At 48.0% G+C, this 12,985-nt stretch carries 14 protein-coding genes and 1 tRNA gene; 6 read left to right on the forward strand and 9 right to left on the reverse strand.

Going from position 1 to position 12,985, the window contains the following annotated elements; translation table 11 throughout:
- Window positions 1–26 precede the first annotated feature (26 nt).
- Window positions 27–100: transfer RNA gene (locus tag AC3FZD_RS01120), tRNA-Arg, on the forward strand.
- Between the two features lie 18 nt (window positions 101–118).
- Here the strand turns inward: AC3FZD_RS01120 and AC3FZD_RS01125 are convergent.
- The 3 genes from AC3FZD_RS01125 to aspS are packed head-to-tail and all read right to left on the reverse strand — an operon-like array spanning window position 119 to window position 4,768.
- On the reverse strand, window positions 119–1,072 hold the full coding sequence (locus AC3FZD_RS01125) for a D-2-hydroxyacid dehydrogenase (RefSeq protein ID WP_488738364.1): 954 nt from the start codon (window positions 1,070–1,072) through the stop codon (window positions 119–121).
- A 27-nt stretch (window positions 1,073–1,099) separates the two neighbouring features.
- The gene (gene cobJ / locus AC3FZD_RS01130) at window positions 1,100–2,956 is read right to left on the reverse strand and encodes a precorrin-3B C(17)-methyltransferase (protein ID WP_488738365.1); all 1,857 of its coding nucleotides are present in this window, start codon (window positions 2,954–2,956) and stop codon (window positions 1,100–1,102) included.
- A 15-nt stretch (window positions 2,957–2,971) separates the two neighbouring features.
- Complete coding sequence (aspS, locus tag AC3FZD_RS01135; RefSeq protein WP_488738366.1) at window positions 2,972–4,768, reverse strand: aspartate--tRNA ligase; 1,797 nt, start codon at window positions 4,766–4,768, stop codon at window positions 2,972–2,974.
- A 182-nt stretch (window positions 4,769–4,950) separates the two neighbouring features.
- On the opposite strand from aspS, the gene AC3FZD_RS01140 reads away from it, so the two are divergent.
- Window positions 4,951–5,682, forward strand: coding sequence for a glutathione peroxidase (locus AC3FZD_RS01140; RefSeq protein ID WP_488738367.1), 732 nt, complete (start codon window positions 4,951–4,953; stop codon window positions 5,680–5,682).
- A gap of 27 nt (window positions 5,683–5,709) precedes the next feature.
- On the opposite strand, the gene obgE is transcribed toward AC3FZD_RS01140, so the two are convergent.
- Both obgE and AC3FZD_RS01150 read right to left on the reverse strand, forming a co-directional pair.
- Window positions 5,710–6,726, reverse strand: a complete 1,017-nt coding sequence (gene obgE / locus AC3FZD_RS01145; RefSeq protein ID WP_488738368.1) for a GTPase ObgE — start codon at window positions 6,724–6,726, stop codon at window positions 5,710–5,712.
- A gap of 119 nt (window positions 6,727–6,845) precedes the next feature.
- Complete coding sequence (locus AC3FZD_RS01150) at window positions 6,846–7,289, reverse strand: peroxiredoxin (RefSeq protein WP_488738369.1); 444 nt, start codon at window positions 7,287–7,289, stop codon at window positions 6,846–6,848.
- Window positions 7,290–7,476: 187 nt separating this feature from the next.
- On the opposite strand from AC3FZD_RS01150, the gene AC3FZD_RS01155 reads away from it, so the two are divergent.
- The 4 genes from AC3FZD_RS01155 to AC3FZD_RS01170 all read left to right on the forward strand — a co-directional run bounded on the left by AC3FZD_RS01155 (window position 7,477) and on the right by AC3FZD_RS01170 (window position 10,416).
- Window positions 7,477–7,884 (forward strand): Npun_F0494 family protein, encoded by a 408-nt coding sequence (locus tag AC3FZD_RS01155; protein WP_488738370.1) that lies wholly within the window; start codon window positions 7,477–7,479, stop codon window positions 7,882–7,884.
- 50 nt (window positions 7,885–7,934) lie between these two features.
- Window positions 7,935–9,407, forward strand: coding sequence for a cobyric acid synthase CobQ (gene cobQ / locus AC3FZD_RS01160; protein ID WP_488738371.1), 1,473 nt, complete (start codon window positions 7,935–7,937; stop codon window positions 9,405–9,407).
- Window positions 9,408–9,437: 30 nt separating this feature from the next.
- On the forward strand, window positions 9,438–9,683 hold the full coding sequence (locus tag AC3FZD_RS01165) for a 2Fe-2S iron-sulfur cluster-binding protein (RefSeq protein WP_488738372.1): 246 nt from the start codon (window positions 9,438–9,440) through the stop codon (window positions 9,681–9,683).
- A gap of 100 nt (window positions 9,684–9,783) precedes the next feature.
- Complete coding sequence (locus AC3FZD_RS01170) at window positions 9,784–10,416, forward strand: hypothetical protein (protein WP_488738373.1); 633 nt, start codon at window positions 9,784–9,786, stop codon at window positions 10,414–10,416.
- Here the strand turns inward: AC3FZD_RS01170 and AC3FZD_RS01175 are convergent.
- The 4 genes from AC3FZD_RS01175 to AC3FZD_RS01190 form a co-directional block, all read right to left on the reverse strand.
- Window positions 10,409–11,737: a PrsW family glutamic-type intramembrane protease gene (locus AC3FZD_RS01175; protein ID WP_488738374.1), complete on the reverse strand. Its 1,329-nt coding sequence runs from the start codon at window positions 11,735–11,737 to the stop codon at window positions 10,409–10,411. The two genes, AC3FZD_RS01170 and AC3FZD_RS01175, sit on opposite strands and share 8 nt — an antisense overlap.
- A 28-nt stretch (window positions 11,738–11,765) precedes the next feature.
- Entirely contained in the window at window positions 11,766–11,969 is a 204-nt protein-coding gene (locus AC3FZD_RS01180) for a hypothetical protein (protein ID WP_488738375.1), read from the reverse strand.
- A 9-nt stretch (window positions 11,970–11,978) separates the two neighbouring features.
- On the reverse strand, window positions 11,979–12,542 hold the full coding sequence (gene def, locus AC3FZD_RS01185) for a peptide deformylase (protein WP_488738376.1): 564 nt from the start codon (window positions 12,540–12,542) through the stop codon (window positions 11,979–11,981).
- Between the two features lie 77 nt (window positions 12,543–12,619).
- Window positions 12,620–12,808, reverse strand: coding sequence for a hypothetical protein (locus AC3FZD_RS01190; protein WP_488738377.1), 189 nt, complete (start codon window positions 12,806–12,808; stop codon window positions 12,620–12,622).
- Window positions 12,809–12,985 lie beyond the last annotated feature (177 nt).

The raw sequence follows: 12,985 nt of genomic DNA on the forward strand, positions 1-12,985 counted from the left end.
AAAATTATGTATAATGGGAGGCGAATGGGACTGTAGCTCAGTTGGATAGAGCGAGCGCCTCCTAAGCGCTAGGCCATGGGTTCGATCCCCGTCAGTCCTGCTTATGCCTAAATTGCAGCTAAATCACCCGATTTCGGCTCTCACCCTTAAGGAATGCTGCGATATTTTGCTCTACTTCCGTGACTAATCGCGCTCTTGATTCTCTGGAAATCCAGGCGATATGGGGAGTGATGAATAGTCTATCTTGGTTTTGGATCTGAAAGAGAGGATTATTTTCTTCTGGAGGTTCTTTTGCCAATACATCTAAACCTGCGGCAGCAATTTCGCCATTATCCAAGGCTAAAGCTAAAGCGGCTTCATTGACGATTCCTCCGCGACTGACATTGAGCAAAATAGCTTGAGAAGACATTTGTTGAAGTTGCGGTGTATCGATAAGATTGGCTGTTTTTTCGTTTAATGGGGCATGAATTGAAATAATCTGGGATTGTTGCAATAGTTGCTCTAAACTCAGGCATTCAAAGGGTTGTTCCCTATTTTGGCCGCTGGTGGAAAAATAGGAAACCTGACAGCCAAAGGCTTGGGCAATATCAGCGACTTGGCGACCAATAGTTCCCATGCCAATAATGCCCCACTGTTTACCCGCGAGTTCAGAAAAGGATTCTCCCAGATGGTTAAATGTGGGACTTTTACACCATTGGCGACTGCGAGTATAATCGTCAAAATAACGGGAATGGTGGGCGAGATAAAAGAGCATGGAAAAGGTATGAGCCACCACACTCTCGGTTGAATAACCGACGGCATTAGTAACGGTAATTCCCCGTTCGGCTGCACATTGAATGTCGATAATATTGTATCCAGTCGCAGCCACACAAATGAGTTTTAGAGTGTTGGTGGTTTCTAGAATGGGGCGATTAAGGATGACTTTATTGGTGATGATGATTTCAGCCCCTTTAATTCGGTTCGGGACTTCTTCGGGTTGAGTGGTTGCAAAGGTTTCGACTGTTCCGAATTTTTCTAATCCGCTCAGGTTTACATCACCGAGAGTCGCTGCATCTAGAATAACAATTTTCATGAATACCCCATTAAAATTGATGATCGATTAGAGAAAATAGCCCCTAGGGGTAATCATCCATGACCCTTGGATTCGGGTGGTGGGATTACCGATTAAGATGGTGGTTAACATATCAATGTCAAGTTGGGCAAATTCTTTTAAGGTGGTGAGGGTAATTTGCTCGTTTTCTCGATAGGCACAGCGTACTAGGGCGACGGGGGTTTGGGGATGACGATATTGGAGGAAGATTTCTTGCAATCGCCGAATTCCTTCGGTGCGCTTCTGAGATTTGGGGTTATAGATGGCGGTAACAAAATCTCCCTGGGCAGCAGCTACCAAGCGCTTTTCAATCACCGGCCAAGGGGTTAATAGGTCGCTTAAACTAATGGCGCAAAAGTCATGCATGAGGGGCGCTCCTACCCGTGCCGCCGCCGCTTGTAGGGCTGTAATTCCGGGGAAGACTTGTACGCCGGGAATTTGGCCATCCCAACCCTGGTTTTGTAACTCTTCTAGAACTAATCCCGCCATGCCATAAATGCCACAATCTCCGGAGGAGACCATAGCTACGGTTAATCCCCATTGAGCTAATTTTATGGCTCGTTCGGCCCGTTGCCGCTCTTGGGTAATGGGGAAGTGTTCAATGATTTGACCGGGACGGCGCAGGGGGGAAATGAGGTCTAAGTATAACTCGTATCCTAAGACGGCATCGGCCTGAATGACGGCGGTTTGGGCGGCTGGGGTCATTTGTTGCAGCGCTCCGGGCCCCATGCCGACTAACCAGAGTTGACCGGTTCTAGGGATGTATTCTTGGGGAGATTGGGCAATCGCCACGGTCACTGCTCCGGCTAAGTCCCGAACGCGATAGATTTGTTTGCTCACCACCAGTTCAGAGACCCCGGCGGCTTTCAGGGCGGCGGCTTCGGCGACGCTGGGTGTGCCCACGGTTTCGGCTACCAGCGCCGAGGGATTGGGCACGGAAACCCCCTTTAACTCCTCGGCTGGGAAGGGGATCAGGGGCCAGTTTTTGGCTTCACACAGAGCCAATAGAGCCTGCTCATCGGCTTTGCGGTCGAGGGTGGCAATACCGGCGATCGCCCCTTCTGCTAAATGGGCCGCTCCTAACACCTGCTCCAGCGCTCCGGAAATCACCCGCTCATCGGTTCCTTTTTCGCACCCGATCCCCACCCATAATACTCTCGGATGCCATTGCACCTTGGGAAAGGTTCCCTTAGAAGTAAACTGGCGTTGGGTGGCGCTGATCCAAACTCTGGCCCCGGCGCTGCTAGAGTCTAACTCAAATTCAAAGGGATGATCGCTAGGAAGATGCTGTTGCCACAGGGTCGATCCGGCATCTTGAATCACTTGCACAGAATGCTGCTGGGCGATCGCCGCGCTCACTCCTGTCCAGTCTCCGCTTCCTCGTCTCCATCCGAAGGGCAAACCCAAGGTATCAATGGCGGGTAAGTTGAGGCTATCACAAGCACCGGTAATAATGGGTGTTGCGCCCAATTGGGTCGCTACTAATCGCGTCAGGCGATCGGCTCCTCCCTGATGTCCCCCACAGACACTAATCACATGATTTCCGGTTTCATCCACCACCACCACCGCCGGATCGGTGCTTTTATGATTCAATAGGGGACTAATTAAGCGCACCACTGCCCCCACCGCTAACCCAAAGATCAACCCTTGATGGTTAGCCCACAACTGGGGCAAGTATGCCGATAATGTTTCTGGATAGATTTCATAAACCAGGCTAGTGTCGGCGGATAAGGCTTGAGCGCAAGCCGGAGAGACTACCAGCACTGCGCCTAGGGACTCGGTGATGGCAAACAGACGATACGCCGATCGGGGGGTGGTGGCGATCGCCACTAAAGACCCTACCTGCCAATTCTCTGATTGAACCATAGTTTTATATCCTAATTACCCCTGTTTTACCTTGGGCTTGTGGGTAGAAGCTACGGCAAGTTCTTTCAACTGGCGAATATCCACAGTTGCGGGAGCATCGGTGAGCAAACAGCGCGCTCCCTGGGTTTTGGGGAAGGCGATCACATCACGGATGGAGTCTTCACCGGCTAACAGCATAACCAACCGGTCTAAGCCATAGGCAATTCCCCCATGGGGAGGAGTGCCATATTCAAAGGCTTCTAGGAGAAAGCCAAATTTATTATGGCTCTCTTCGGGAGAGAGTCCGATCGCCTCAAACACTTTTTCTTGAATCTCTCGCTGGTAGATCCGCAGGCTTCCTCCGCCAATTTCGTTACCGTTATAGACGAGATCGTAGGCTCTAGCGCGGGCGGTTTTGATGTCGTCTAAGTCTTCTGGGTTGGGGGCTGTGAAGGGGTGATGCAAGGCTTCCAGGCGCTTTTCGTCAGGGTTCCATTCAAACATGGGGAATTCGGTGACCCAAATTAGGTTAATTTGGTTTTCGTCTATTAATCCCATTTGTTTACCAATCACTTGCCGCAATCGGTCTAGGGTTTTGTTTACTGTCGCCGTATCCCCAGCTCCAAACAGGAGTAAATGGCCAGCTTCAGCTCCGGTGCGTTGCAGGATTTCCTGTTTTTGTTCGGCACTGAGGTTATCTTTGATCGCGCCAATGGTATCGATTTCTCCATTTTCCCGGACGCGGATATAGGCGAGTCCTTTGGCTCCGGCTTCTGTGGCTTCTTTGAATAGTTCTCCACCGGGTTTAATGGCTACATTAGAGATGCGATCGTTGCCGTTGGGTATGGGTAAAATTTTAACCGAGCCACCGGCGGACACAGCGCCGGAAAAGACTTTAAATCCGCAATCTTTGACGACATCGGATACATCGACTAATTCCAGTCCAAAGCGAGTGTCGGGGCGATCGCATCCATAGCGAGCCATGGATTCTTGGTAGGTGATGCGGGGGAAGGGTCGGGGAATGTCGATGTTTTTAATGGTTTTGAAGATGTGACAAACCAACCCTTCATTGAGGTTAATGATGTCTTCTTCCGACATGAAGCTCATTTCCATGTCTAGTTGGGTAAATTCGGGCTGGCGATCGGCTCGGAGGTCTTCATCCCGGAAGCAGCGAGCGATCTGATAATACCGGTCAAACCCGGATACCATCAGCAGTTGTTTAAACAGTTGCGGGGATTGGGGCAGGGCATACCATTCTCCCTGATTCACCCGACTGGGAACTAGGTAATCCCTTGCTCCTTCTGGGGTGGAGCGGGTGAGAATGGGGGTTTCTACTTCCATGAAGTGTTGTTCGTCTTCTAAGTAGCGACGGATAGCTTTTACGACTTGATGGCGGAGCTTTAGGTTATGGCTCATGCGATCGCGTCTTAAGTCTAAATAGCGATATTTCAGCCGCAAATCTTCCCGTACTGCCTCTTCTTCATAGCTCGATACCTGAAAGGGCATTTGCCGGTTAATGCCGTTGAGCAGCTCTATGTTATCAGCGTAAATCTCAATTTCTCCGGTGGCAATTTTGGGGTTCAGTGAGTCTTCTGGCCTCTGGGTGACTCGTCCTTCAATTTGCACCACGTATTCATTCCGCAGCTTTTCGGCTAGTTTATAGGAATCTGGTGTCCGGTCTGGATCGCTGACAATTTGTACGATTCCACTGCGATCGCGCAAATCTAGAAAAATTACACCACCATGATCGCGACGGCGATCGACCCAACCGCACAGGGTTACCGTCTCGCCAATGTTTTTTCCTTGTAATTCTCCGCAATAGTGGGTTCGCATGGTGGTTCCTAGCGTTCAGTAGAGTTCATTATTAACACAACTTTCCCATTATCTAACAAGAATGGCGGTACTGGCGATCCAAAATTTTCTCCTTGACAACTCGAAGTCGTTATGAGTATGCTAAGGAAAAGATAAATTCATAACGAGTTCGTTTTAGACCCCTATCAGGAGATTAACCCCTTATGTTGCAGAACAAAGAAGGTCAAACCGTACCTAACGTCAACTTCCGCGCTCGTGTCAACAACGAATGGAAAGACATCAGCACCGATGAACTACTTGCCGGAAAAACCGTGATTGTCTTCTCCCTTCCCGGAGCATTCACCCCCACCTGCTCCTCCACCCATGTTCCCGGATATAACGAACTGGCGGATGTTTTCAAAGCCAATGGAGTCGATGACATTATCTGCGTTTCCGTTAACGACACCTTCGTTATGGATGCATGGGCGAAAGATCAAAAAGCCGACAAAATCACCTTCATTCCTGATGGTAACGGAGACTTCAGCGCTGGCATGGGTATGTTAGTAGACAAACAAGACCTAGGATTTGGTCAACGCTCTTGGCGTTACTCCATGCTCGTCAAAGATAAAACCATCGAAAAAATGTTCATCGAACCGGAAAAACCCGGTGATCCTTTCGAGGTTTCCGACGCAGAAACCATGCTCAAATACATTAATCCCAGCGCCACCAAGCCGAAAATGATTTCTCTGTTTACAAAAGTCGGCTGTCCCTTCTGCGCCAAAGCCAAATCTTTGCTCAAAGAAAAAGGCTTAGAATATGAAGAAATCACCCTAGCTGATGCCATCACCACCCGTTCCCTCAAAGCCATCACGGGTAAAACCAGCGTTCCTCAAGTCTTCATTGATGGTGAACATATTGGCGGTTCAGAAGAATTAGCTGCTTATCTCGGTTCTTAGCTGGAAAAGAGATCTTTACAGAAGCATCTAAACTTCTAGGAGGGGATGGGGTTGTCGCTCTAGAATTTGCCAAATGGTTTGTAAGATTTCTTGAGTGCCGGTTTGGGTGGCAGCCGATAAAAGGAATACAGGAAAACCTGTGTATTCTTGCAGAGAAGCGGCGATCGCCTGCCAATCTTGACTGCGATCCACCGCATCCATCTTATTTAAACCAATCACTTGGGGGCGCTCTTCCAATCCCCTACCATAGGCCACCAACTCTTGTTGAATCGTATGATAGACCGCAAAAATATCCGGTTCTGTACTATCAATCAGATGCAATAATACCCGCGTCCGTTCAATATGTCTGAGGAAATCATGACCCAAGCCAATCCCTTCTGCTGCTCCTTCAATTAACCCTGGAATATCAGCAAACACCGTTCCATCTCCCGTGGGTTTCCGCACCACGCCTAAATTAGGAACTAAGGTCGTAAATGGATAATCCGCAATTTTCGGTTGAGCGGCTGAAACCACAGAAATAAACGTCGATTTTCCGGCATTGGGTAAACCAATAATCCCCACATCTGCTAACAGTTTTAACTCAAAGCGAAACCGTCCTTCCTCACCTTCTAAACCCGGCAGGGCATAATCCGGGGCGCGATTGCGATTACTCAAAAAATGTTGATTTCCTAATCCCCCTTTTCCCCCTTGAGCAATCACTAGAGTTTGTTCATTTTCCACTAGATCCCCAACCCATTCTCCCGTTTCTAAATTGGTAATGATGGTTCCACAAGGCACTTCTAAAACGAGATCTTCGCCATTAGCTCCCGTGCGATTATTCGGGCCACCGCGCTTACCATTTTCGGCTCGAAATAAATGTTTGTAGCGAAAATCCAATAAAGTTTGTAATCGTTCTGTTGCTCGGACGATTACCGATCCCCCTTTTCCACCATTGCCACCCGAAGGGCCACCGGCCGGCACATACTTTTCCCGACGGAAGGCCACTAAGCCATCGCCACCATCTCCGGCTTTAACTTGGACTTCAACCTGATCGATAAATTGCATATTTTATGGGAATAGGGGAATAGGGGAATAGGGGGAATGGGGTTTTTCCTGTTCCCCATTCCCCATTCTTTTTTCTCCAGGGATATTAAGGATATCATCCTAGAGAAAGGGTAGGACAATTAAAGGTTCAGTTCAGCTAAAATATCTTGGGCATGGGTGGCCGTATTCAGGTTAGCTCCTTCGTAGACTTTGATGATTTTTCCCGAACCATCAATCACATAGGTGACGCGCTTGGAATAACCGCCGCCTTCGACATCATAAGCTTTAGTCAATGCGCCATCGGTATCTGCCAAGAGGGGAAAGTTTAAACCATATTTTTCAGTAAACTTCTGGTGAGATTCCTCATCATCCATGCTCACCCCTAAGACAGCAATTTCTTTACCTTGATATTCCCCATAAGCGTCCTTAAAGCTGTTGGCTTCTTTGGTACATCCGGGAGTATCATCCTTGGGATAGAAGTAGAGAACCACGGTTTTGCCAGCAAAATCAGAGAGGGAAACCAAGTTACCCTGGGTATCTTTGGCGGTAAATGCTGGGGCCGTTGTGCCGACAGATAAAGACATAGAGATTATTTTCTCGTTAACTTAAGAACTCCTTTGCTAATTTTACAATATGGCGATCGCAGTTAGATGATGTTGGTAGCGATCGCCTCCTAATCTCCTCAAGCGCCATGCTAGATTAGAAGAAGCGGTGGATGAGTTTTTACCGGTTATTCCCTCTAAACTCTTTTCTTTGTCCTCACTTGTGTCTATGTCCTTGGTTCACTCTTCTCCCCTTCCTGAGCAGCATAGTCCAACCTGGGTGCGAGCCGATCGCGCCTTACGCTGTTCTCCCTTTCAACTCAAATTGTTTACTGACTTGAAAATCCGTAGTATCCCCTTAGCGGCGATCGCCACTCAAGCCGGATTTAGAGCCAATTATACCCACGCTCCCCTCACGGAAATCGCGGCTGAAGATGCCCTACTCTGGTTAATTCAGGTCGGCATTTTACGTCGCGAAGTCGATGGACAAGGCATTACCGACCGATTTCGCCTCACCCCCTTAGGCCGTCAACTGATTGAACATTGGCAAAAGCAAACCGGAATCCTTCCTGCTCCCTCTATTGGCGATCGCCTTTATAACCGCATTCACCAACTGATTCCCTGGTTTCTGCGATAACCCTGGAAAAGAACCTTAGCACTCACTCGCCCGATGAACATCAATCTCCTATGAAAGCGATTATGGTAGTGGGAACAACCTCCCACGCAGGAAAATCCCTCTTATGTACGGCTTTGTGTCGGATTTTAGCGCGGCAAGGTTGGCATTTAACCCCCTTTAAGGGCCAAAACATGGCCTTAAATGCCTATGTTACCCCGACTGGGGGAGAAATCGGCTACGCCCAAGCCGTACAAGCTTGGGCCGCTGGAGTTCCCCCCCAAGTATCCATGAATCCCATCTTACTTAAGCCCCAAGGCAATATGACCTCCCAAGTCATTTTACGGGGGGAAGCGGTTGGCCAAGTGAGCGCCGAAAACTACTATAAAGATTACTTCGATCGGGGATGGGAAGCCATCACCCAATCCCTAGAGCAGTTATCCTATGAGTTTGATTTAGTTGTCTGTGAAGGGGCAGGATCGCCAGCCGAAATTAATCTCAAACATCGAGATTTAACCAACATGCGGGTGGCTAAACATTTAAATGCGGTCACTCTTTTGGTGGTTGATATCGATCGCGGTGGTGCATTTGCCCATGTGGTGGGAACCTTAGAGTTACTCGATCCTGAAGAGCGCAGTTTAATTAAGGGAATTGTAATTAATAAGTTTCGCGGTCAGCGCTCCCTGTTGCAATCGGGCATTGAATGGTTAGAAAAGTATACAGGGATTCCGGTTTTAGGGGTGATTCCCTGGTTAGATATGGCGTTTCCGGCTGAAGACTCTCTCAGTTTGCTTGAGCGAGATGGGGGGAGTTCTAAGGGTTCAGCCGATCTAACGATCGCCGTGCTACGCTTACCCCATATTGCCAATTTTACTGATTTCGATCCCCTAGATTCTGAACCGAGTGTAAAGCTTCAGTATCTGAGTCCCTATGACCATTTGGGATATCCCGATGCCGTGATTATTCCCGGATCAAAAACCACAATTTCGGATTTGATGACTTTGCGAAAAAGTGGGATGGCTCAAGAGTTAAAAGATTATGTGGCCGGGGGTGGAACCCTCTTGGGTATTTGTGGTGGCTTCCAAATGTTGGGTAAAATTATTGCCGATCCCGAAGGCTTGGAAGGGGAAGAGGGACGCTATCCGGGTTTAGATTTGTTGCCTATTCAAACGGTGATTTTAGGGAAAAAAGTGGCTCGTCAGCGATCGGTTACTTCCTGTTATCCTCAAGAAGGATTACCCATTACGGGTTTTGAAATTCATCAAGGACGGACTAGCTTAATTTCTGGTGGCGCTCAACATTGTTTGTTTGACGATCCTCAATTGGGAATTGTCAGCGATAACCAAGGGGTTTGGGGAACCTATTTACATGGCATTTTTGATAATGGCCCTTGGCGACGGATGTGGTTGAATCGGTTGCGTAAACAGCGAGGTTTGTTAGCATTGCCTACAGGGGTTCCCAATTATCGGGAACAGCGAGAATTGATTTTAGATATTCTCAGCGATCGAGTAGCGGAACATTTGAATGTTCGGCCGCTTCTGTCGTAAGGCATCAGGTTTGCAGTTCAGGAGAAAATCATGGGTAAGGCGATCGCCGTGCAATTTTTGCCCGATGAGGTGACGGTAGAAGCTCAAGTCGGAGAACCCTTGCTAGAAGTCGCTCGACGAGCTGGGGTGACGATCCCCACAGGGTGTTTAATGGGGTCTTGTCATGCTTGCGAAGTGGAAATTGTGGGACGCTCTACCCTTTGTGCTTGTATTAGTGGGGTTCCCGCAGGAGCTGATCGGATCACCGTTAATCTTGAGAGCGATCCGTTATGGTAGATCTATAGAAGCAATTTCACGCAGAGATTACGGAACGGTAAATGGCTAAGTTGTAGTTACTTGTGCCATTGAGATGCAAGTGTCGAATTGCTTAAGTGTTATGACGGATCAATTACAGATGAATTCAGATCTTTCCTATCCGGGTTATCACATAGATATAGAGCTGATTGAAATCCTATTATTGAATCAGGAGCGGCTGTATCCGTGGAATCCCTTAAATTCAGAGGCAGAGTGTTATTTCTCAGAAATAGAGAATTCTATGGGAACTCACACCCCTGACCTAGTTGATTATTTAGATGAAGGATGTAGTCAATTTTATCAGAGTCTAGATCGGTTATGGGAGTCTGCTAACTCGGTATCGGCCAGGGGTTTAAAATCTCGGTTAGAAGCTAAGTTTAGTCAGATGGTTCCCCAGGAGGTTTTGGCTGCCATTGCATCTAAGGCAGAGCAATTAACGGCTTCTTCATCCTCGATCGCCGATCAGTTAATCCATTGTGTGCAAGAGAGCTTACCCCAGTGGGATATAGATGATCTTTTAGTCTTAGCTCGTCCCTTTGCCTATGCCATGCGGGGAGGAGAAGAAAGAAACGCTTTAGATCGGGTGGTGCAAAGAGCCAGTACCCTAGATTGGGAATCCTCTTCAGAACTAGAAAAAGCAAGGTTAACCTTAGCTGTCGCCCGTTATGCGATCGCCTGTCGAGATCGAGATGAGTTCAGTGAATTGCCTATTTAATCCGAGTAGCAAAATTTTGCGATCGCGTCGGAGATAGGGCACGAGCTTTCAAAATCGCCGCAGCTAGGAAGGCATAGGATAATACACCAATCGCCGCTAAACAGATCAACCCAGCGAATAGAGACACTTGGGAAGCAACAAAAGTTCCCGTGGTATTCCAGAGTCCGTGTAATACGGCGGCACTCCCATAACCCACGGCCAGAATTTGCCATCGTTGCTTAGGTTTAAGAACACTCAAGCCGATAAAATAGCCTAAATAGCCGCTATAGGCTAAATGCCCTGAAACCGATCCAAGAATGCGAGGGATTAATAATTGTAATCCTGCCAGTTGTCCCATATCGCCCCCAGAAGTAGCAGCAATACTTTGAATTTGGGAGGGCACATACAAGCCTAGGGTTTCAATTAAAGTAAACCCCACAGCCGAGGCTGTACCGATTAAGATCCCATCGAGGGGTTCTCGCACGCCCCAGGTTTGGCGAGATGAAACCAAGCGGAATTTACCCCACAACAGAACGAGGAAAATGGGTAGGGCTTTGATCAGCTCTTCTAAGAGTCCTGTACCTAGGGTTTGACGGGCTAAGGTGGGTAATAATTGGTCTCCGGTTGCCCATCCTGCCAGGCCTTGATAGAACAGGGGAGCGAGCAGTTCTACCAGGGGAATGGCGAGTAGGAGCGTCCAGAGAGCCGATCCGAGCAATAGCCACCAGGGTTTATGTTTGCCGCAGAGTTGATAGATATAAGTGTAGGCGATCGCCGCTAAATATCCCCCTAGAACCAGATTAAACAGTTCTGGGACTCTGAGGAAAAAGAGCAACACGGCAACTAGGGCGGTTAAACTAGCAGGGATCAGATAAGCTTTACGGGTTAATTCTTGTCCAGTGGAGAAGATCGGAAACAGTTGGGTGAGGGTAACGGACTGGGTAACAACGGGTTGAGGACTCCCAGAAGAGGAAACAAAAGTTGGAGTCGGTACAACTGGTGCAGAGCGCAGTTCGACTTCAAATTCTGGCCCTTTCATGCCTAGCATAAGGCGATCGCCATCCTTTAAGATCTGGCATCCCCTTAACAGGGCTTGATTGATATAGGTTCCATTGGCACTACCGAGGTCACAAATTTCCCAATTACCGGTTGGTGAACGACGAACCACCGCATGTTTGCGGGAAACAATAGTCTGTTGATGGGCATCTAGGGCAATTTGGCAACTGGGATCGCGCCCGATAACGATCTCTTCTGTTCCCCATAGGGGATAGGGGGGACTAGACTGAGTTTTGCCCAATCCCCGAATCGGTTTTAAGAATCCTTGAGGCTCAGTGCCGCTCATAACTCATAATTAATAATAATTATTATTATTAATTATTATTGCTGTTGGCATCCTGAACGGCCGCAAAAAAAGACCAGCCGGTGACGGGGATACTGATCGCTAGGATAATGCTAGTAGTGGTCACTCCTAGGTCGGGTGTGCCAGAGGAGAGTTCAAAGATACAGCCGGTGGCGGCGATCGCCGCAATACAGCACAGAGCTAAGAGTAAGCCACTTTTGGGAGTTAAAGCCATGAATTGTTCCTAGGAGTAAGGTTTAACATCTTGGCTGGAAAAGCCAAATTTTTTCAGTTCTTCATTTAGGGCGATCCCATTTTCTACCCGGTCTACAAACATCACTCCCTGAAGATGATCGAGTTCATGCTGAATAGCACGGGATAGGAGACCATCAGCTTTTAGAGTTTTCGGTCGCCCATACTCGTCTTTGTAGCTCACTTGGATGATATCCGGTCGCTGCACATCCATATAGACACCGGGAACACTGAGGCATCCTTCTTGATAGGTACAGATTTCACGACCGTAGGATTTAATGGTGGGATTGATTAAGATGAGGGGAATGTTGGCCGCCTCTTCTGGATCGCAGTCAATCACGACCAGTTGTTTGGCGATCGCCACTTGCGGTGCTGCTAAACCAATGCCATCGGCACTATACATGGTTTGCAACATTTCTTTAGCCAATTGGCGGATGCTCTCATCCACTTTTGAGATCCGTTTGGCATTCGTCCGCAGAACGCGATCTCCCAGGGTATGGATATCGAGTGGGGGGCGATCGAGTTTTATCTTTTCTACCAGAACACTAGAACTCATAAGGTCTGTATCTTAAGGAAGCTAAAGGTCGTGAATCATCATTGATCTATTGTAACTAAGGTTGGTCTTGACTTAGATTAGGGGCGATCGCTCGATGAAGGAGGAAAGGTTTGCTTAAATTCCTCAATCAGGTCATCCATTTCTTCTAAAGCTTGATTCACATCTAACCGCAGACTGCCTAAATTCGGTTGCTCTAGCAACTGTACTAAGGCTTCCCGTTTACTCTCCAGGAGGGTCACTTTTTCTTGAATAGTAGATAGATCCATGATTTTCTTCAATTCAGGTAGGATTTCTCTTAGCTTAACAAAACTTGACACTTTCTCGTTCAGCTCTGCCACGATATGCCGGTAGTGGGTAAACTATGCCATAAAAAAAAGTGCTTCACCCAATATCAAGTGAAGCACTCTTAGAGGAACAGGGTTTAGACAGATCTAAGACCGACA

The sequence above is a fragment of the Roseofilum sp. KMC-1 genome (assembly GCF_057802075.1).

Bases quoted from the DNA above. Each gene is read 5' to 3' on its own strand.
- AC3FZD_RS01125 (WP_488738364.1), bottom strand. From the start codon at position 1,072: ATGAAAATTGTTATTCTAGATGCAGCGACTCTCGGTGATGTAAACCTG.
- cobJ (WP_488738365.1), bottom strand. From the start codon at position 2,956: ATGGTTCAATCAGAGAATTGGCAGGTAGGGTCTTTAGTGGCGATCGCC.
- aspS (WP_488738366.1), bottom strand. From the start codon at position 4,768: ATGCGAACCCACTATTGCGGAGAATTACAAGGAAAAAACATTGGCGAG.
- AC3FZD_RS01140 (WP_488738367.1), top strand. From the start codon at position 4,951: ATGTTGCAGAACAAAGAAGGTCAAACCGTACCTAACGTCAACTTCCGC.
- obgE (WP_488738368.1), bottom strand. From the start codon at position 6,726: ATGCAATTTATCGATCAGGTTGAAGTCCAAGTTAAAGCCGGAGATGGT.
- AC3FZD_RS01150 (WP_488738369.1), bottom strand. From the start codon at position 7,289: ATGTCTTTATCTGTCGGCACAACGGCCCCAGCATTTACCGCCAAAGAT.
- AC3FZD_RS01155 (WP_488738370.1), top strand. From the start codon at position 7,477: ATGTCCTTGGTTCACTCTTCTCCCCTTCCTGAGCAGCATAGTCCAACC.
- cobQ (WP_488738371.1), top strand. From the start codon at position 7,935: ATGAAAGCGATTATGGTAGTGGGAACAACCTCCCACGCAGGAAAATCC.
- AC3FZD_RS01165 (WP_488738372.1), top strand. From the start codon at position 9,438: ATGGGTAAGGCGATCGCCGTGCAATTTTTGCCCGATGAGGTGACGGTA.
- AC3FZD_RS01170 (WP_488738373.1), top strand. From the start codon at position 9,784: ATGACGGATCAATTACAGATGAATTCAGATCTTTCCTATCCGGGTTAT.
- AC3FZD_RS01175 (WP_488738374.1), bottom strand. From the start codon at position 11,737: ATGAGCGGCACTGAGCCTCAAGGATTCTTAAAACCGATTCGGGGATTG.
- AC3FZD_RS01180 (WP_488738375.1), bottom strand. From the start codon at position 11,969: ATGGCTTTAACTCCCAAAAGTGGCTTACTCTTAGCTCTGTGCTGTATT.
- def (WP_488738376.1), bottom strand. From the start codon at position 12,542: ATGAGTTCTAGTGTTCTGGTAGAAAAGATAAAACTCGATCGCCCCCCA.
- AC3FZD_RS01190 (WP_488738377.1), bottom strand. From the start codon at position 12,808: ATGGATCTATCTACTATTCAAGAAAAAGTGACCCTCCTGGAGAGTAAA.